The following is a 19,407-nucleotide window of genomic DNA, read 5'->3' on the forward strand; positions in this document are numbered from 1 at the left end:
GCCTAACGTGATGACGACGTGGGGGTGCGCGCCTCCCAGGCACGCCAGAGCTGCGCGTACCGGCCGCCCGCGGCGACCAGTTCCTCGTGCCGGCCCTGCTCCGCGATCCGGCCGTGCTCCAGGACGACGACCCGGTCGGCGGCGGCGGCCTGGGTCAGCCGGTGGGCGACGATCAGGGTGGTGCGTCCCCGGGTGGCCGCGGCGGCGGACTCCTCCAAGGTGCGCGCGCCGAGGCTGCCCGCCTCCGCGGTGGCCTCGTCGAGGATGGCGATCGCCGGGTCGACGAGGATCAGGCGGGCGAGGGCGAGTTGCTGGGCCTGGGCGGTGGTCAGCTCGTGGCCGCCCTCGCCGACCACCGTGTCGAGACCGTCGGGCAGGGCCGTCGCCCAGTCCAGCGCGCCGACGGCGGACAGCGCGGAGGCGATCTCGCCCGGCGACGCCTCCTGCCTGGCCAGGCGCAGGTCCTCGATGAGAGGGCCGGCGAAGACGTGCACCTCCTGGGTGATGATCGCGACGTGCGCGCGCAGCCGGTCGGGCGGCAGCGCCACGCCGCCGACGGACACGGTGCCGCTGCCGGGGCGCAGGATGCCCGCGGCGATCGCCGCGAGCGTGGACTTGCCCGCGCCCGTGGATCCGACCAGCGCGACGCGGGCGCCGGCGGGCAGGCTGATGGAGACGCCGTGCAGCACCTCCGGCCCGGCGTCGTAGCCGAAGCGCACGCCTGACAGCTCCAGCCCGGCGCCGGCCGGCCGGTCCGCGCCCCCGTCCGCGCCAGGACGGTCCGGGTCGTCGCCAGGGTCCGACGCGAGGTCCACCACGCCGACCAGCCGGGCGAGGCTCGCCGCCGCCGCCTGCAACTCGTCGAACGTGAACAGCAGCATGCCGATGGGGTTGAACAAACGGTGGAACAGCACGGCCGCCGCGGCGCTCTGGCCGACGGTGACGGCTCCCGATCTGACGAGGAGGAAACCGACCACGAGGATCGCGGCCAGGCCGAAGAACTCCGCCCGGTTGACCCGGCCGACAAAACGGGTGAACAGCGTGAAAACCGACAGGGAGATGTCGTGCACCTGGTGCGAGGCGTCGCCGATGTCGCGCAGCCGGCGCTGCTCCAGCCGGTAGGCGTGCACCGTGCGCACACCTTGCATGTTCTCCACCAGCAGTTGCGAGTTGCCGGCCACGGCGTGCCGCTCGGCGGCGTACTTCGGCGCCGCCCGCGGCAGGTACCACCGCAGCGCCGCCACGTAGAGCGGGACGGCGACCGCGCCGGCGAGCCCGAGCCGCCAGTCCATCCCGGCCATCGCCGCGATGCTCAGCACGCCCAGCAGGAAGGCGGAGATCATCGTGGGGACCACGCTGGTGGCGGCCTTGCCGATCGAGGCGGCGTCGGTGCTGACCCGTGACAGCAGATCTCCCTTGCCGACCCGTTCCAGGGTGGTGACGGGCAGGCTGAGCGCCCTGGCCACCGTACGTTCCCGCAGGTCCGCGAGCATGTGCCCGCACACCCGGCCGATCAGGTACGTGGCCGTGCCGGTGGCCGCGCCGCCGGCGACGGCCGCGGCCACGATGACGACCACGATGGGCACGATCGCCGAGACCGGCGCGTGCTCCCTGACGCGGTCCACGAGGGTGCCCAGGGCGTACGCGGGCACCACCGACGCGGCGGCGCCCACGATGCCCACCAGCGCGGCGAGCGTGCCGCCGATCCATCGCGCACGGAGTTCGAGCCGCAGCCACGCCCAGGTCCTGCGGGCGTCGGCGACGGGCAGCCTGTCTGGTCCGGTCATCGCAGCACCGCCCGGTTGTAGTCGTCGTCGGTGACGGCCAGTTCGGCGTGGGTGCCCTCCGCGGCGACCCGGCCGCCGTCGAGGACCACGACCCGATCCGTCATGGCGAGCAGGGCCGGGCTGCTCGTCACGACCAGGGTGGTGAGCCCCCCGGAGCCGGGGTGGCGCAGGGCGCGCAGGCCGCGGGCGATCTCGTGCTCGGTCACCGCGTCCACGGCGGTGGTGGGGTCGTGCATGACGAGGATCGCGGGGCGTGCCGTGAGCGCGCGGGCCAGCGCCAGCCGTTGCCGCTGCCCGCCCGAGAGGCTGGCGCCCCGCTCCGCGACGACATGCGTGAGGCCGTCGGGGTGGGCGGAGACGACCTGGTCGGCGGCGGAGGCGGCCAGCGTGGTCTCGTCCAGCGGGCCGCCCGCGGTGACGTTCTCCTCGATGGTCCCGGTGAACAGGTCCGTGAGGTGGGGTTCCACCAGCATCGCCCGGCGGGCGTGCTCCGGGTCGAGGCGCGCCAGGTGCGTGCCTCCGACGAGGACGCCGCCTTCGTACTCTCCGGGCGCCACCCGGCCGGACAGGATCCTGACCAGTGCCTCCCCGTCGGCGGAGCGGTGGGGCACCACGCCGACGAATTCGCCGGGGCGCACGTGCAGGTCGACCCCGTCGAGCGGGCCGTACCTGAGCGCCCGCAGCTCGAGGTCGGGTGAGCCGGCGTCGAGCGTCTCCGTGCCCTCCGGCAGCAGCGCGGGCGCGTCGAGCACGGTGGCGACACGGTCGGCGGACGCCCTGGCCTCCGCGACCCAGCCGGGCACGACGGCGAGCGTGCCGATGGGCTCCATCAGGAACTGCGCGAGGCCGATGACGGTGATGAGCTCGCCGACGGTGATCCTCCCGTTGAGCGCGAACCACCCGGCCAGGATCGCGACGCCGCCGGCCAGGAGCGCGCCGCCGGCCGTGGAGGCGGACAGGTACGCGCCCTGGGTGCGCGCCGCGCGTAGCGCGGCGCGCAGGGACCGCCTGCTGACCTCGTCGTAGCGGCCGGCCGCCGCGCGCTCCGCGCCGATGCCGCGCAGCGGGCGTACGCCGCTGACCAGGTCGCCCGCCAGCGAGGTCGCCTCCCCCGCGAGGTCCTGCTGCTCGGTGACCCGCTTGGTGATGAGCGGGGTGGCGGCCTGGAGGCCGAGGAGCACCACGGGGGTTCCGGCCAGCACGGCCAGCCCGAGTTGCACGTCGATCACCAGCAGCGCGACGGCGCTCACCACGGTCGCCGTCACCGCCCCCGCGACGCGCGGCACGTAGTCCAGCAGGTAGGAGGTGTTGTCGGTGTCGGTCGTGGCCACGGTGAGCAGGTCACCGGCACGGCGGTCGGTCCTGATCCCGCGCGGGTGCATGATCTTGGCGGCCACTTCGACGCGCAGCAGGTGCGCCTCGTCCGCGATGGCGAGCATCAGCCGGCGGGCGCCGAAGCGGTAGGCCATGCTCAGCACGGTGAACAGGCCGGCCAGAGCGGCCACCCAGAGCACCAGCGCGCCGCCGTCCCCCGGACCAATGGCCCGGTCGACGATCACCCCGATGAGGATCGGCACCAGCGACTCGCAGACCTGGTGCAGGCTGATCAGGCCGGTCCCCGTGCCGAGCTGCCACCGGTTACGCGTCACCGCGCGCCACAACACCCGCCGGCCGGTCATGGGCCGCGTCACTGGTCGGCGGCCATGCTCTCGCGCAGGCTCCTGGGCCGCAGGTCCGTCCAGTGCTCCTCGACGTAGTCCACGCACTCCTGGCGCTTGCTCTGGCCGCCTTCACCGAAGACGACCCGCCAGCCCTGTGGCACCTCCTTGAACGTCGGCCACAGGGAGTGCTGCTCCTCGTCGTTCACCAGCACGTAGAAGGTGCCGTTCTCATCGTCGAAGGGATTGTTGGACATCGTGACTCCTGACTGCGTGGTGGGATCGGGGGATGACCAGCGGGGTGTGGGTCTCCGGGTCGTCGATGATGCGGCAGGGCAGGCCGAACACGTCCTCGATCAGTTCGGCTGTGACGATCTTCCGGGGGTCGCCCTGCGCCACGACGGCGCCCGCCTTCATCGCGATGATGTGGTCGGCGTACCGGCAGGCCTGGTTGAGGTCGTGCAGGACGGCCACCATGGTGTTGCGCTGCTCCCGGTTCAGGCGGAGGCAGAGTTCGAGCAGTTCGATCTGGTGGGCGATGTCGAGGAACGTGGTCGGCTCGTCGAGCAGCACGATCGAGGTCTCCTGGGCGAGCACCATCGCCACCCAGACCCGCTGGCGCTGGCCGCCGGAGAGCGTGTCGACGAGCCGCCCGGACAGGTCGGTGACGCCGGTGGCCGCCATCGCGCTCACCACGGCCGCCTCGTCCCTGGCCGACCACTGTCTGATCAGGTTCTGGTGCGGGTGGCGCCCTCGTGCCACCAGGTCGGCCACGGTGATGCCGTCGGGCGCGATCGACGACTGCGGCAGCAGGCCGAGCCGCCTGGCGACCTCCTTGGCCGGGTAGGAGTGGATGTCCCCGCCGTCCAGCACGACCTGTCCCGCGGACGGCTTGAGCAGCCGCGACAGCGCTCTGAGCAGGGTGGACTTGCCACAGGCGTTCGGGCCGACGATCACGGTGAGCGCGCCGTCCGGGATGTCGACGCTGAGGTGCTCGCTGATCGGCCGGTGGTCGTAGCCGAGAGTGAGGTCCCTGGCGCTCAGTCTCATGACCTCGCCTTCCGCATCGGCCTGGCCAGCAACCAGGCGAAGTAGAGGCCGCCGAGCGACACCGTCACCACGCCCACGGGAAGCTGGGTGGGGGCGAACGCGCGCTGGCCGAGCCAGTCGCTCGCGGTCAGCAGCAGCGCGCCCATGGCGGCCGAGGGCGCCAGCGCTATGCCGGCCGTACGCGTGAGCAGGCGGGCCAGCTGGGGGGCGGCGAGCGCGACGAACGAGACCGGTCCCGCTGCGGCGGTGGCCACGGCGGTCAGCGCCACGCCGACGACGAGATAGAGCAGCCGGGCCCGTTCGGTGCGCAGGCCGAGCGCGGCGGCGGGCTCCTCGCCCATCGCCAGCAGGGACAGGCGCGGCCCGAGAGCCAGCAGGCATCCGGCGAGCAGCACGACCGCGGCGGCCACGGGCGGGACGTGCTCCCACTTCGCCGTGTTCAGGCTGCCCTGTCCCCAGATCGCCGCGGCGACCGCCAGGCGCAGGTCGGCCCTGATGACGAACCACTGGTTCACGGAGGCGAGGACAGCGCTGATCGCGATCCCCACGATGATGAGCCGGAATCCCTGCACGCCCTGCTTGTACGCCAGCAGGTAGACCACCAGGGCGGCCGCGAGCCCGCCGATCAGGGCGCCCGCCGCGGTCTCGTAGTAGCCGCGGCCGGCCAGCACCATCGTGACCAGCACCCCCGTGTAGGCGCCGGTGTTGAACCCGATCACGTCGGGGCTGCCGAGCGGGTTGCGCAACAACGACTGGAAGACGGCTCCGCTCAGTCCGAGCGCCGCGCCGATGAGCAGGGCCAGCAACACGCGCGGCAGCCGCCACTCCACGACCACGAGGCGCGTCGCGCCCGGTCCCTGCCCGGCCAGCGCCTGGATCACCTCGCCCGGCGGCACCTCGAACTCCCCGGTGCCCAGCCCGAGCACGGCGACCGCCGCGGCCGCGAGGCCGAGCGCGGCGCAGACGAGCGCCGTGCGCGCGCCGAACCGGACGGACGCGCGGGGCCGGCGCACGATGACGACCCGGTGACCGAAGTCCACGCCGCTCACGGGCTCGTCACCGCCCGGCGGCGGATCAGCCAGATCAGCACCGGCGCGCCCAGGAACGCGGTGACGATGCCCGCCTGCAGTTCGGCGGGGCGGATCAGCACCCGTCCCGCGATGTCCGCGCCGAGCAGCAGGATCGGGGCGCAGATCACCGTGTACGCGAGGATCCACCGCTGGTCGGGCCCGACGATCCGGCGGACGGCGTGCGGCACCATCAGGCCGATGAACCCGATCGGGCCCACCGCCGCGGTCGCCGCGCCCGTCAGGAGCGCCACCGAGACCACGGACAGCACGCGTGTCCGGGTGACGCCGGCGCCCAGCGAGCGGGCGAGGTCGTCGCCCAGCGCGACGGCGTTGAGCGAGCGGGCGGCGGCGAACGCCAGCACCAGTCCGGCCAGGATGAACGGCGCGACCGCTTCGGCGATGGGCAGCGGCCGGCCGCCGAGCGTGCCGACGTCCCAGAAGCGCAGGTAGTCGAAGGCTCGCGGCTTCAGCAGCCGGATCGCGGCCGAGACGCCCCCCATGACGGCGCCGAGCGCCACGCCCGCGAGCGTCAGCCGGAGCGGCGTCGCCTCCCCGCGCCCGATGGAGCCGAGCGTGTAGACGAGCACGATGGCGAAGGCCACCCCGGCGAACGCGAACCACACGTACGACCAGATGGAGGTCAGGCCCAGGACCCCGATCGCGAACACGACGAAGAGCGCCGCTCCCGCGTTCATCCCGAGGATCTGCGTGTCCGCCAGCGGGTTGCGCGTCACCGCCTGGATGACCGCTCCCGAGACGCCGAGCGCGGCTCCCGCCAGCAGCCCCAGCACGGTCCTCGGGACCCGCAGCTCGCGCACGATCGCCTGGTCGTCGGTGTCCGCGGCGTGGGCGAACGCGTCCCAGACCGTGTCGAGGCCGATGTTCCTGGTGCCGACGGCGATGCTCAGGACGCACGTGGCGACCAGCGCCGCCACGAGCACGAGCAGCCAGCCGCTCCGGCCGGCGTTGCCCGCGGCGACGCCCGCCGGCCGGTCCGCCGGGGCGGCCGGCCGGCGATCGGAGAGGACCACTATGTCGCCGCCCTGGCCCGCGGCGTGTGGCCGGCCAGCAGCGAGTCGCGGATCTCGCCGGCGCGGACGGCGGTGGCGGACAGGAGCGTCGAGGTGAGGCCGTGGGTGTGTTCACCTGCCCCTCGCAGGTAGATGCCCGCCGACACGTGCGCGGGCGTCTCGACGCGGTAGTCGCGGCCTATCCTGAGCCGGTCCTCGTCGTCGCGCAGGCATAACTTGGCGGCCTGGCCGAGGACGGTGCCGATGTCCTGGGGCCGGTAGCCCGTGGCGTGGACGAGGAGGTCCGCCTCGAGCACCTCGTGCTCGCCGGTGGGCAGATATTCGACCGTGACGTCGAGCCGGTCGTCCCGTTCGCCGACCTCGCGGATGCGTGAGGCGCGCAGGACGCGCAGCCGCTCGCCGCCCTGGACCTTCTCCCGGTACATGGTCCGGTAGAGGGACTCGATGAGGTCCATGTCCACCACGGAGTAGTTGGTGCCGCGGTGGTAGTCGAGCAGGGACTGCTTGACCGCTGAGGGAGCGCCGAAGAACGTGTCCACGGCCTCGGGGTCGAAGATCTGGTTGGCGAAAGGGCTGTCATCGGCGGGGGTATAGCCGTATTTGGCGATGACGGCGCAGACTTCCGCGCCGGCGAAGGTGCGGTGCAGGTAGTCGGCGGTCTCGGCCGCGCTCTGGCCGGCCCCGAGCACCACGGCCCGCCGCACCGGGACCCCGGCCTCCTTGAGGGCGGCCACCCGGGGCAGCAGCTCGCTGTTGTGCCACACCCGGTCGGAGACGACCGTTCCCGGCGGCAGGTGCGGCTCCAGCCCGGTGGCGACGCACAGGTTACGGGCCCGCCGCACGGTGGTGTGCCCGGGACGCTCCGGGTCCGTGCTGATCACGTCGAACGCGGGGACGCCGCCGCCCTCCGCGGTCACCGGCTCGACGGACACGACCTCCTCGGCGTACGCGACCAGGTCCCGCACCCGCTCGGCCGCCCACTCGAAATAGGCGTGGAACTCGATCCGCAGCGGGAAGAGCGTCTTGTGGTTGAGGAAGTCCACCAGCCTGCCGCTGTCCTTCAGAAAGCACAGAAAGCTGAAATCGCTGGCGGGATCGCGCAGGGTGACCAGGTCTTTCAGAAATGACACCTGCATGGTCGCGTCGTCGAGAAGCATCCCCTTGTGCCAGCCGAAGCCGGGTTGCTTCTCCAGGAACCGCATGTGGACCCGTTCGGGTGCCGGGACCCGGGCGTTGTGCTCCCGCAAGGCGATCGCCAGCGCGAGATTCGATGGGCCGAAGCCGATTCCCAGGATGTCGTAGGTGCCGTTGAGTCTGCTCAGCAGTGTCTCCACCGAGGCATCGCCTCCTCTGCGGCAGATGCTAGATTAGGTTAGCCTTACCTTGCAAGGCGGGCCGTTCGCTCCGAGACGAGGGCCGCGGAACCGGGGTCCGGCGAGCCATGCCTGCGGACGACCGGCGTGGAAAGGGACAGCGAGTGGCTTTTCGGGACCGCTCCCACCGGGAATGACCGTCATCAAGATCGATGAAGACGGGGGTGGGCGCATGCCGTTGGACGTGGCGGCACGGGAGGCGTTCCTGGCGGAGCCGCACATCGCGAGCCTCGCCGTGGAGGGCGGCGAGGGACGGGGGCCGCTGAACGTACCCGTCTGGTACGACTACCGCCCCGGCGGCGAGATCCGGTTCCTGACCGACGGCGACTCGGTCAAGGCCCGGCTGATCGCGAAGGCGGGCCGGTTCTCGATGCTGGTGCAGCGGGTCAGCCCCACCTACCGGTACGTGTCGGTGGAGGGGCCGCTGGTGCGCTCCGATCCCACGACGCTGGAGGATCTGAGGCGCATCGCGGCGCGTTACCTGCCGCCCGACGCCGTGTCGGGTTACGTGCAGGGCTCCGACCTGCACGCGCTCGTCACGTTCAGGATGCGGCCCGAACACTGGCTCTCCGCCGACCTCGGCGCCCTGAGCTGAGCGGAAACGGTATTTTTGGCCCCGTGACTGCTATCGATCCCACCTCGACCGGCGCGTTCGGCGTCGGCCTCGCGACCATCGCCTCCGACGGCACCGTGCTCGACACCTGGTTCCCCGCACCCGAGCTGGGCGACGCGCCCGTTTCGGGCACCGAGCGGCTCCCCGCCGGCGAGGCCGGCGAACTGGCGGGGCTGACCGGGCCCGACGAGGCGCGGGGCGTGGAGGTGGTCGCGGTGCGCACCGGCATCGCCAAGCTCTCCGAGGCCCCCGTCGACGCGCACGACGTCTACCTGCGACTGCACCTGATCTCCGCGCGCCTCGTCAGGCCGCACGGCGTCAACCTCGACGGCATCTTCGGCCTGCTGGCCAACGTGGTGTGGACCGACGCGGGCCCGTGCCCGGTGCCGGACTTCGAGCGGACCCGCCTGCGGCTACGGGCCAGGGGCGCGGTGACGGTGTACGGCGTCGACAAGTTCCCGCGGATGGTCGACTACGTGATGCCGTCCGGCGTGCGGATAGCCGACGCCGACCGGGTGCGCCTGGGCGCGCACCTGGCGAGCGGCACCACCGTCATGCACGAGGGCTTCGTCAACTTCAACGCCGGCACGCTGGGCGCCTCGATGATCGAGGGCCGGGTCTCGGCCGGCGTGGTGGTCGGCGACGGCTCCGACGTGGGCGGCGGCGCGTCGATCATGGGGACGCTGTCGGGCGGCGGCAAGCAGGTCATCTCGATCGGCGAGCGCTGCCTGCTGGGCGCGAACGCCGGCATCGGCATCTCGCTGGGCGACGACTGCGTGGTGGAGGCCGGTCTCTACGTGACGGCGGGCACGAAGGTCGCCCTGCCCGGCGGCCGGGTCGTCAAGGCCGCCGAGCTGTCGGGTTCGAACGGCATCCTGCTGCGCCGCAACTCGCAGTCGGGCGCGGTGGAGGCGGTGCCGCGCGAGGGCGGCACCATCGAACTCAACGCCGCCCTCCACGCCAACTGACGCGTTGGTTCGCTCTTCTTCCCTTACGGCTGCGCCCGGTCCAATCACCCGCCGCAGGTGGCTGGACCGGGCGAAGCCGTAAAAGAGGAAACCACGTAACGGGCAGCCGGCCACGTTCTGCCGCGGAAGGCCCTCAGCCACCCGAGGCGGGTGGCTGAGGGCCGAAGCCGTGGGAGAGGGAAGAAGTCAGTGCGCGTGGGACACGGCGGATCCGATGGTGTGCACGCGCAGGGCGTTGGTGGAGCCCGGGGTGCCGGGAGGTGAGCCGGCCACGATGACGACCTTGTCGCCCTTCTCCAGCCGCCCCGACGACAGCAGCGAGGCCTCGACCTGCCGCACCATGTCGTCGGTGTGGTGGACGAACGGCACGTGGAACGTCTCCACCCCCCACGTCAGCGAGAGCTGCCCCCGCACGTGGGGCGCCGACGTGAAGGCCAGCAGCGGGATCGGCGAGCGGTAGCGGGCCAGCCGCCGGGCCGTCTCGCCCGACATCGTGAACGCCACGAGCGCCTTGGCCCCGACGATCGCGCCGACCTCGGCCGCGGCCCTGGCGATGGCGCCGCCGGTCGTCTCCGGCATGCGCTCCAGCGTGTGGGTGGCGTGCAGGGAGTGCTTCTCCGCGGCGCAGGCGATGCGGTCCATCGTGGAGACGGCCTCGATCGGGTAGTTGCCGACGGAGGTCTCGCCGGACAGCATGACCGCGTCGGCGCCGTCCATGACCGCGTAGGCCACGTCGGAGGCCTCGGCGCGGGTGGGGCGCGGGGAGCTCATCATGGAGTCGAGCATCTGGGTGGCGACGATGACCGGGCGGGCCTTCTCGCGGCACAGCTCGATGATGCGCCGCTGCACGATCGGCACCTGCTCGAGCGGCAGCTCGACGCCGAGGTCGCCGCGGGCCACCATGATGCCGTCGAAGGCCTCGACGATGTCGGGGAGGCGGTCGACGGCCTGCGGCTTCTCGATCTTGGCGAGCAGCGGGAGGCGCACGGCCTCCTGCTCCATGATGTTGCGCACGACGTCGGCGTCGGACGGGCGGCGGACGAACGACAGGGCGATCATGTCGCATCCGGTGCGCAGCGCCCAGCGCAGGTCGGCTTCGTCCTTGTCGGTCAGCGCGGGCGCGCTGACGTTGACGCCGGGCAGGTTGAGGCCCTTGTTGTCGGAGATCATGCCGCCGATGACGACGCGGGTGGCGATGCGGTCGCCGTCGACACGGGTGGCCTCGAGCACGAGGCGGCCGTCGTCGACGAGGATCGTGTCGCCGGGGCGGACGTCGTTGGGCAGCCCCTTGTAGGTGGTGGAGACCTGCTCGCGGTCACCCGGCACGTCTTCGGTGGTGATGGTGAAGACGTCGCCGAAGCCCAGCCTGACGGGGCCTTCCTCGAACGTGCCGACACGGATCTTGGGGCCCTGCAGGTCGGCGAGCACGCCTACACCGCGGCCGAGGTCGGCCGCCACCTCCCTGACCCGGTCGTAGACCTCTCTGTGCAGGTCATGGTTGCCATGACTGAGGTTGAACCGTGCCACGTCCATGCCGGCGGCGATCAGCTCGTGCAGGCGTTCCTTGGACGATGTGGCGGGGCCGAGAGTGCAGACGATTTTCGCGCGACGAGTCACGAGTCCTACCTTAATTGGTACAGACCACTTAACAGTCACTGACGACGGAGAACGTACCCGCAGAAGGGGAACAGAACGAGAACGGCACCCCCTGGACGGGCCAAGTTCGTGTGCTGCTCACGCCGTCACGGTTCGGTGGTGGCGGCCTTCCAGGCGTCCACGATGCCGTGGCCGTAGAAGCCGTTGTCCGCCTTGTCGCCCTCGCACTCGTGCGTCTCGGTCTTGTTGTAGATCGTGTAGACGTGGCGGCGGGGCGTCGGGCACGCCTTCTGGGTCGCGGTCTTGTAGAGCAGTCGCTCGGTGGTGGCGGGATCGAGGTGGAGCCCGCCCCTGCCGGGCTTGCCGAAACGGCTGATCAGGATCGCCGCGACCCCGGTGGCGTGCGGCGAGGCCATGGAGGTGCCCTCCAGATACTGGTAGTACGAGCAGCGGCCGTCCTTGCAGTCCTTGACCACGTCCGCGCCCCTGGGGTTGCCCTTGGCGTCGATGCGCCCGGACGCGCGCAGCACGTGCTCGGGTGCGGCGGCCAGGATCCCCCGGTCGGCTCTGGCGCCCTGACCGTCGAGGATGTCACCTCCGGGCGCGGCCAGGTCGGTCTGCTCGACGCCGTAGTCGCTGTAGATCGCCTTGCGTCCGGAGGGGCCGACGGCGGAGACGGAGATGACGCCGGCGGACTCCGCGGGCACGTTGACGCAGGAGTTGTCGATCTCGCGTTTCTTCTCGTCGCCCTTCGGGTAGCCGGGGCTCTGGTCGTCGACCTTGGGATGGCCGAGGTCGGTGCCGCCGTTGCCGAGGGCGGAGATGAGCGTCACGCCCTTCTTCCTGGCGTAGTCCAGGGCCCGCTGCATGCCGGTGATGACAGCCTGCTGCTCCAGCTGCTGCTTCCTGGTGTCGGCCGGGTTGGACGTGCAGTTGAACAGCCAGGGGTCGACGTAGTAGCTCATGTTCACGACGTCCACGCCGATGTCGGCGGCGTAGGCGAGCGCGTCGAGGCTGGGCTTGAGGAAGAAGAACCCCGAGTCCTGGCCGGCCCTGAGGTTCACGATCTGAACGCCCGGCGCCACCCCCGCGATGCCGATGCCGTTGATCGGGGAGGCGATCGTGCTGGCCACGTGGGTGCCGTGGCCGTCGTCGTCCACGTCGGCGGGGTCCTTGCAGCCCTCGGCCTCGCAGGGGCCGTCGAGCGTCTCGCCGTACTCGTCCTTGGGCCGGTCGGTGACGAAGTTGCGGCTCAGCTCGCGGTTGAAGTTGGGGGCGATGTCGGGGTGCTTGCCGTCGACGCCGGTGTCGATGACGCCGACCAGGACCTTCTTCGTGCCGGGGGCCTTGGCGTTCGCGCGGTCCGCGCCGATCATGCGCATGTCCCACTGGCGGCCGGCGAGCGGCTCCGCCGCGCTCTTGGTGAACGACGACGCGTCGGGGAAGGTGGCGGGCCGGGCCGCTTGATGAGTGCCCCGGCCGGCCGTGGCGTAACCGATGCGCCGGTCGGCGGACACCCCCACGATGGCCTGGTCGGCGCCCACGCCCTCGGCGAAGCCGCCGCCCGCGCCCCTGGCCAGGAGGTAGCCGAGCCTGGCGTCCTCTCCGACCGTGGTGCCGCCGGCCCGCTCGACGGCGGTCACGGCCTGGGCGTGCCGTCCCGCCGCGTAGAAGACGAGATAGTCCTTCTGGGGCGCGGCCGCTCTCTGGGGTGCCGCGGCCGGCGGTGCGCAGGCCGTGAGGGCGGCTGCGGCGGCGAGCGCCATCGTTGCTGAGGCGACTCGCCGCATGGTTCCCCCGTTCGCTGACTGGCCGTGAATCCGCATCTTCCCGACAGTCAACCAGCGATGCGCCTTAGTAGTGAAATTTCAGTTGATGGGTGGCGAAGCTAGGTCAATCCCCACCAACCTTCCCGCGCGGCCCGCGCGGCCCGCGCGGCCCGCGCGGTGAGCGCACGGATCCGGCGCAGGTACGAACGCATCGTGGCCGGCCGCGCAGCACCGCCCGGAGGCCGCCTCGCGGGCGGCCGCCGGGCCGTACCGTCAGACCAGCGGCCGCGCGGTGGGCAGGATCGGGTACGGCAGGGCCGTCTCCCCCGTCAGGAACCGGTCCACGCCCGACGCCGCGGCGCGGCCCTCGGCGATGGCCCAGACGATGAGCGACTGCCCGCGCCCCATGTCGCCCGCCACGAAGACGCCGTCCACCTTGGACATGTACGTCTTGTCACGCGAGACGTTGCCCCGGGCGTCGTAGAAGCCGTCACCGGCGACGGCGGCGAGGTCCTGCAGCAGGGCGCCCTTCTCCGGGCCGAGGAAGCCCATGGACAGGGTGACCAGCTCGGCCGGGATCTCCCGCTCGGTGCCGGGGATGGGCTTGAACCCGTTCTGCGGCCCCTCGACCTCGACCAGCCGCAGCGCCCGCACGTTGCCGTCGGCGTCGCCGGCGAACTCGGTGGTGGAGACGGCGTAGACCCGATCTCCCCCGCCGTCGGCGAGCTCCTCGTGGGCGCTCTCCATCTTGAACAGCATGGGGTACGTCGGCCACGGCTGGTTGCCCGGCCTGGTCGCCGGCGGCTGGGGCATGATCTCGAGCTGGGTGACGGACTTCGCGCCCTGCCTGATCGCCGTGCCGATGCAGTCGGCGCCGGTGTCGCCGCCGCCGATCACCACCACGTGCTTGCCCTCGGCCGAGACCGGCGACCGGTCGAGGTCGCCCTCCTGGACCTTGTTGGACAGCGGCAGGTATTCCATGGCCTGGTAGACGCCCTTGAGCTCGCGCCCGGCCACCGGCAGGTCACGCCACTGGGTGGCGCCGCCCGACAGCACCACGGCGTCGAACTGCTCGCGCAGCTCGGCGGCGGTGATGTCGACGCCGACGTTGACGCCGGTGCGGAACTCGGTGCCCTCGGCCCGCATCTGGTCGAGGCGGCGGTTGATGTGCCGCTTCTCCATCTTGAACTCGGGGATGCCGTAGCGCAGCAGGCCGCCGATCCTGTCGGCCCGTTCGAACACCACCACGTCGTGCCCGGCCCTGGTGAGCTGCTGGGCGGCGGCCAGGCCGGCGGGCCCCGAGCCGACGACGGCGACCTTCTTGCCGGTCCTGACGGCCGGGGGCTGCGGGGTCACCCAGCCCTCGGCGAACGCCCGGTCGATGATCTCGACCTCGACCCGCTTGATCGCCACCGGGTCGGAGTTGATGCCGAGCACGCACGCCGCCTCGCACGGAGCCGGGCAGAGCCTGCCGGTGAACTCCGGGAAGTTGTTCGTGGCGTGCAGCCGCTCGATCGCCTCGCGCCAGTCGGTGCGGAAGACGAGGTCGTTCCACTCGGGGATGAGGTTGCCGAGCGGGCAGCCGTTGTGGCAGAACGGGATGCCGCAGTCCATGCAGCGGGCCGCCTGCCTGGTCAGCCTGTCCTGCGGGAAGTCCTGGTAGACCTCGCGCCAGTCGCTGATGCGGACGTCCACGGGGCGGCGCGCCGGCAGCTCCCGGTCGTGCGTGAGGAAACCCTTCGGGTCAGCCATTCGGTTACGCCTCCCTTAACCCTGAACAGTGGTTGACAAGCACAGCCCGCCATGGCGGCACGGCTCATTACGGCGGGTCATGACTGCACCGCGGCCGCCATGACGGCCTCGTCGACGTTCCTGCCTTCGATGCGGGCGGCCTCGGCGGCCTCCAGCACCCTCTTGTAGTCGGTCGGCATGACCTTGCCGAACCTGCCGAGCGCGGCGTCCCAGTCGGCGAGCAGCTGCTTGGCGATCGGCGAGCCGGTCTCCGCGAAGTGCTTCTCGACGGTCTCCTTGAGGAACTCGGCGTCCCGCTCGGAGAGCGCCTCGATGGCGACCATCTCGCGGTTGACCCGCTCGGGCTTGAGATCCAGCAGGTACGCGACGCCGCCCGACATGCCGGCCGCGAAGTTGCGCCCGGTCTGGCCGAGCACCACGGCCCTGCCCCCGGTCATGTACTCGCAGCCGTGGTCGCCCACGCCCTCGACGACCGCCGTGGCGCCGGAGTTGCGCACGCAGAAGCGCTCGCCGACGACGCCGCGGACGAACACCTCGCCGGACGTGGCGCCGTACAGGGCGACGTTGCCGGCGATGATGTGGCCGTCGAGCGGGGCCGCCTCGTGCGGCCGGACGGTGATCCGCCCGCCGGACAGGCCCTTGCCGAGATAGTCGTTCGCGTCGCCGGTCAGCCGCAGCGTGATCCCGCGCGGCACGAACGCGCCGAACGAGTTGCCCGCCGAACCGGTGAACGAGATGTCGATGGTGTTGTCGGGCAGGCCCTTGCCGCCGTGGCGCTTGGTCACCTGGTAGCCGAGCATGGTGCCGACCGTGCGGTTGACGTTGCGGATGGGCAGGTCCAGCGTCACGGGGGTGCCGTTCGCGAGGGCGCCCTCGGCGAGCTGGATCAGCGTGTTGTCGAGGGCGTGCTGGAGCCCGTGGTCCTGCTCGACGACGCGCCGCAGCGCGGTGCCCGCGGGCAGCTCCGGCCGGTGCAGGATCGGCGACAGGTCGAGCCCGCCGGCCTTCCAGTGGTCCTCGGCCGCCGTCGTGTCGAGCAGCTCGACGTGCCCGATGGCCTCGTCGAGCGAGCGGAAGCCCAGCTCGGCCAGATATTCGCGGATCTCCTCGGCGATGAACTCGAAGAAGTTGACCACGAACTCGGGCTTGCCGGTGAAGCGCTTGCGCAGCTCGGGGTTCTGCGTGGCGACGCCCACGGGGCAGGTGTCGAGGTGGCAGACCCGCATCATCACGCAGCCGGAGACGACGAGGGGCGCGGTGGCGAAGCCGTACTCCTCGGCGCCGAGCAGGGCGGCGATGATGACGTCGCGGCCGGTCTTGAGCTGGCCGTCGACCTGGACGACGATGCGGTCGCGCAGGTCGTTGAGGAGCAGCGTCTGCTGGGTCTCGGCCAGGCCGAGCTCCCACGGGGCGCCCGCGTGCTTGAGCGAGGTCAGCGGCGAGGCGCCGGTGCCGCCGTCGTGCCCGGAGATGAGCACCACGTCGGCGTGCGCCTTCGACACGCCCGCGGCGACCGTGCCGACGCCTACCTCGGCGACCAGCTTCACGTGGACCCTGGACTCCGGGTTGGAGTTCTTCAGGTCGTGGATGAGCTGGGCGAGGTCCTCGATCGAGTAGATGTCGTGGTGCGGCGGCGGCGAGATGAGGCCGACGCCGGGCGTCGAGTGCCGGGTCTTGGCGATCCACGGATAGACCTTGTGGCCGGGCAGCTGGCCGCCCTCGCCGGGCTTGGCGCCCTGGGCCATCTTGATCTGCAGGTCGGCCGCGTTGACCAGATATTCGCTGGTGACGCCGAAGCGCCCGGAGGCCACCTGCTTGATGGCGCTGCGGCGCGCCGGGTCGTGGAGCCGCTCGGGGTCCTCTCCGCCCTCACCGGTGTTGGACTTGCCGCCGAGCCGGTTCATCGCGATGGCGAGCGTCTCGTGCGCCTCCATCGAGATCGAGCCGTACGACATCGCGCCCGTGGAGAAGCGCTTGACGATCTCCGAGGCGGGCTCGACCTCCTCGATGGGGATCGGCGTGCCCCTGCGCAGCTTGAACAGACCGCGCAGGGTCATCAGCCGCTCCGCCTGGGAGTCGACGAGGTTCGTGTACTCCTTGAAGATCTCGTAGCGGCGGGTCCTGGTGGCGTGCTGCAGCTTGAAGACGGTCTCGGGGTTGAACAGGTGGGGCTCGCCCTCGCGCCGCCACTGGTATTCGCCGCCGACCTGAAGGTTGCGGTGGGCGTTCGGCACGCGCGGGTAGGCGTGGCGGTGCCGGAGCTCGATCTCCTTGGCCAGGACGTCGAAGCCGACGCCGCCCAGGCGCGAGGTGGTGCCGGTGAAGCAGGAGTCGATGACCTCCTGGCTCAGGCCGAGCGCCTCGAAGATCTGGGCGCCGGTGTAGGAGGCCACCGTGGACACGCCCATCTTGGACATGACCTTGATGACGCCCTTGCCGTAGGCCTTGATCAGGTTGCGTACGGCCTTGTGCTTGTCGAGCTGGAGCGCGCCCGAGTCGACGAGGTCCTCGACGGTCTCGACGGCGAGGTAGGGGTTGACCGCGCCGGCGCCGTAGCCGATGAGCAGCGCCATGTGGTGGCACTCGCGGGCCTCGCCGGTCTCGATGACCAGCCCGATCTTGGTGCGGGTCTTCTCCTGGATCAGGTGGTGGTGCACCGCGCCGGTCAGCAGGAGCGCCGGGATCGGCGCCAGCGTCTCGGACGAGCCCCGGTCGGACAGCACGATGACGCGCGCGCCGGCGGCGATCGCCTGGGACGCCTCCGTCCTGATCTCCTCCAGGCGCCGCAGCAGCGCCTGGCCGCCGCCGGCCACGTCGTAGAGCCCGCTGATGACGTACGGGTGGAAGCCGGGCAGGTCACCCTCGTCGTTGATGTGGATGATCTTGGCGAGCTCTTCGTTGTCGAGCACCGGGTACGGCAGCACGAGCTGGCGGCACGACGTGGGGCCGGGGTCGAGCAGGTTGCCCTCGGGCCCGAGCGTGCTGGCCAGCGAGGTGACCAGCTCTTCACGGATGGCGTCCAGCGGCGGGTTCGTGACCTGCGCGAACAGCTGCGTGAAGTAGTCGTACAGGAGGCGCGGCTTCTCGCTCAGCACGGCCACGGGTGTGTCGGTGCCCATGGAGCCGATCGGCTCGGCACCGGCCCTGGCCATCGGCGACAGGATGACGCGCAGCTCTTCCTCGGTGTAGCCGAAGGTCTGCTGCCGCCTGATGAGCGCCTCGTGCGTCGGGATCTCGCGCTGTCGCGCGGGCAGCTCCTCGAAGCGGACCAGGCCCGCGTGGAGCCAGTCGGCGTACGGCAGCTCGGCCGCGAGCTCGGCCTTGATCTCGTCATCCTCGATGATCTTGCCGCGGGCGGTGTCGATGAGGAACATGCGGCCCGGCTGCAGGCGACCCTTCCTGACGATGTCGTCGGGCCTGAAGTCGAGCACGCCGGCCTCGGAGGCCAGCACGACCAGGCCGTCGGCGGTCACCCAGAAGCGGCCGGGGCGCAGGCCGTTGCGGTCGAGCACCGCGCCGGCCATGGTGCCGTCGGTGAACGTGATCGAGGCGGGGCCGTCCCATGCCTCCATCAACGTGGAGTGGAACTCGTAGAAGGCCCGCCGCGCGGGGTCCATCTCGGTGTGGTTCTCCCACGCCTCGGGGATCATCATGAGCACGGCGTGGGGCAGGCTCCGGCCGCCGATGTGCAGCAGCTCAAGGGCCTCGTCGAAGCTGGCGGTGTCGCTGCCATCCGGGTCACAGATGGGGAAAAGTCGTGAAATATCGCCAGGAATGTCGGCGGACTTCAGCATCGCCTCGCGCGCCCGCATCCAGTTGCGGTTGCCCTTGACCGTGTTGATCTCGCCGTTGTGGGCGACGTAACGGTAGGGGTGGGCCAGCGGCCAGCTGGGGAACGTGTTGGTGGAGAACCGCGAGTGCACCAGCGCGATCGCGGTCGCGTAACGCTCGTCGCTCAGGTCGGGGAAGAACGGCTCGACCTGGTCGGGCGTGAGCATGCCCTTGTAGACGATCGTCCTGGCCGACAGCGAAGGGAAGTACACGTCGGCCTCGTGCTCGGCCCGCTTGCGCAGGCAGAACGCGAGCCGGTCGAGCTCCTGCCCCTCCAGCCCGCCGGGTCCCGACACGAACAGCTGGGCGAAGTGCGGCATGACGGCCCGGGCGCTGGGCCCGGGAAGAGCGCGGTCGACGGGCAGTTCCCGCCAGCCGAGCACGGTGAGGCCCTCCTCGGCCGCGATCTCCTCGATCAGGCCGACGGCGACGCGCCTGGCCTCCTCGTCGATCGGCAGGAAGGCGATGCCGGACGCGTAGGCGCCGGCGCCGGGCAGCGCGAACGGCACGGTCGCGCGGTAGAACTCGTCGGGAATCTGCGTCAGGATCCCGGCTCCGTCGCCGGTGTCCGGCTCGCTACCCTTGGCCCCCCGGTGATCGAGGTTGCACAACGCCGTCAGCGCCTTGACCACGATGCCGTGACCACGGCGTCCCGCGACGTCGGCGACCATGGCGACACCGCAGGCGTCGTGCTCGCTGGCGGGGTGGTAGAGGCCCTGAGGCTCGGGGAACCCGAGGTGGGCAGCAGGCATGTAGTCCCTCCCGTCGTCATCGTCTGTCTCGAACTGCTCTACAGGCGGGGACGACGTTGGCCCTGCTGCGTATCGTGGGTAGAGGTTACAACACCATGCCGGAATGGTGCCCGCCACGTCCGCATTGCGAACATTCGGGCAGGTCCAGCATCCGAAC

13 protein-coding genes are annotated in these 19,407 nt (G+C 71.4%); 2 read left to right on the forward strand and 11 right to left on the reverse strand.

Annotated features, from left to right (window positions below; translation table 11 throughout):
• Positions 1-2: 2 nt before the first annotated feature.
• From ACTWPV_RS11245 to ACTWPV_RS11275, 7 genes are read right to left on the reverse strand one after another with little or no spacing between them, the layout of a single operon-like run.
• A complete protein-coding gene (locus ACTWPV_RS11245; RefSeq protein WP_443151696.1) occupies positions 3-1,787 on the reverse strand; it encodes an ABC transporter ATP-binding protein in 1,785 nt (594 codons plus the stop codon).
• Positions 1,784-3,466 (reverse strand): ABC transporter ATP-binding protein, encoded by a 1,683-nt coding sequence (locus ACTWPV_RS11250; protein ID WP_443151697.1) that lies wholly within the window; start codon positions 3,464-3,466, stop codon positions 1,784-1,786. Before ACTWPV_RS11250 ends, ACTWPV_RS11245 begins: the two co-directional genes overlap by 4 nt.
• Before the next feature lie 8 nt (positions 3,467-3,474).
• On the reverse strand, positions 3,475-3,702 hold the full coding sequence (locus tag ACTWPV_RS11255) for an MbtH family protein (RefSeq protein WP_347642815.1): 228 nt from the start codon (positions 3,700-3,702) through the stop codon (positions 3,475-3,477).
• A complete protein-coding gene (locus tag ACTWPV_RS11260; protein WP_443151698.1) occupies positions 3,677-4,495 on the reverse strand; it encodes an ABC transporter ATP-binding protein in 819 nt (272 codons plus the stop codon). Before ACTWPV_RS11260 ends, ACTWPV_RS11255 begins: the two co-directional genes overlap by 26 nt.
• A complete protein-coding gene (locus ACTWPV_RS11265; RefSeq protein ID WP_443151699.1) occupies positions 4,492-5,544 on the reverse strand; it encodes a FecCD family ABC transporter permease in 1,053 nt (350 codons plus the stop codon). The genes ACTWPV_RS11260 and ACTWPV_RS11265 overlap by 4 nt, the downstream gene beginning before the upstream one ends.
• A complete protein-coding gene (locus ACTWPV_RS11270) occupies positions 5,541-6,596 on the reverse strand; it encodes a FecCD family ABC transporter permease (protein ID WP_443151700.1) in 1,056 nt (351 codons plus the stop codon). Before ACTWPV_RS11270 ends, ACTWPV_RS11265 begins: the two co-directional genes overlap by 4 nt.
• Positions 6,596-7,930, reverse strand: a complete 1,335-nt coding sequence (locus tag ACTWPV_RS11275; protein WP_443151701.1) for a lysine N(6)-hydroxylase/L-ornithine N(5)-oxygenase family protein — start codon at positions 7,928-7,930, stop codon at positions 6,596-6,598. The genes ACTWPV_RS11270 and ACTWPV_RS11275 overlap by 1 nt, the downstream gene beginning before the upstream one ends.
• Before the next feature lie 211 nt (positions 7,931-8,141).
• Here ACTWPV_RS11275 and ACTWPV_RS11280 point away from each other — a divergent pair, with 211 nt between their 5' ends.
• Both ACTWPV_RS11280 and dapD read left to right on the forward strand, forming a co-directional pair.
• Positions 8,142-8,564: a pyridoxamine 5'-phosphate oxidase family protein gene (locus ACTWPV_RS11280; protein WP_443151702.1), complete on the forward strand. Its 423-nt coding sequence runs from the start codon at positions 8,142-8,144 to the stop codon at positions 8,562-8,564.
• A gap of 23 nt (positions 8,565-8,587) precedes the next feature.
• On the forward strand, positions 8,588-9,550 hold the full coding sequence (gene dapD / locus ACTWPV_RS11285; RefSeq protein WP_443151703.1) for a 2,3,4,5-tetrahydropyridine-2,6-dicarboxylate N-succinyltransferase: 963 nt from the start codon (positions 8,588-8,590) through the stop codon (positions 9,548-9,550).
• A gap of 186 nt (positions 9,551-9,736) precedes the next feature.
• Here dapD and pyk read toward each other — a convergent pair whose 3' ends face one another.
• The 4 genes from pyk to gltB all read right to left on the reverse strand — a co-directional run bounded on the left by pyk (position 9,737) and on the right by gltB (position 19,250).
• The gene (gene pyk / locus ACTWPV_RS11290; RefSeq protein WP_132508412.1) at positions 9,737-11,167 is read right to left on the reverse strand and encodes a pyruvate kinase; all 1,431 of its coding nucleotides are present in this window, start codon (positions 11,165-11,167) and stop codon (positions 9,737-9,739) included.
• 125 nt (positions 11,168-11,292) lie between these two features.
• Complete coding sequence (locus tag ACTWPV_RS11295; RefSeq protein ID WP_443151704.1) at positions 11,293-12,936, reverse strand: S8 family peptidase; 1,644 nt, start codon at positions 12,934-12,936, stop codon at positions 11,293-11,295.
• 252 nt (positions 12,937-13,188) lie between these two features.
• Positions 13,189-14,667: a glutamate synthase subunit beta gene (locus ACTWPV_RS11300; RefSeq protein WP_443151705.1), complete on the reverse strand. Its 1,479-nt coding sequence runs from the start codon at positions 14,665-14,667 to the stop codon at positions 13,189-13,191.
• 77 nt (positions 14,668-14,744) lie between these two features.
• On the reverse strand, positions 14,745-19,250 hold the full coding sequence (gltB, locus tag ACTWPV_RS11305) for a glutamate synthase large subunit (RefSeq protein WP_443151706.1): 4,506 nt from the start codon (positions 19,248-19,250) through the stop codon (positions 14,745-14,747).
• Positions 19,251-19,407 lie beyond the last annotated feature (157 nt).

It is taken from the genome of Nonomuraea sp. KM88 (genome assembly GCF_052245635.1).
Taxonomy (GTDB): Bacteria; Actinomycetota; Actinomycetes; order Streptosporangiales; family Streptosporangiaceae; genus Nonomuraea.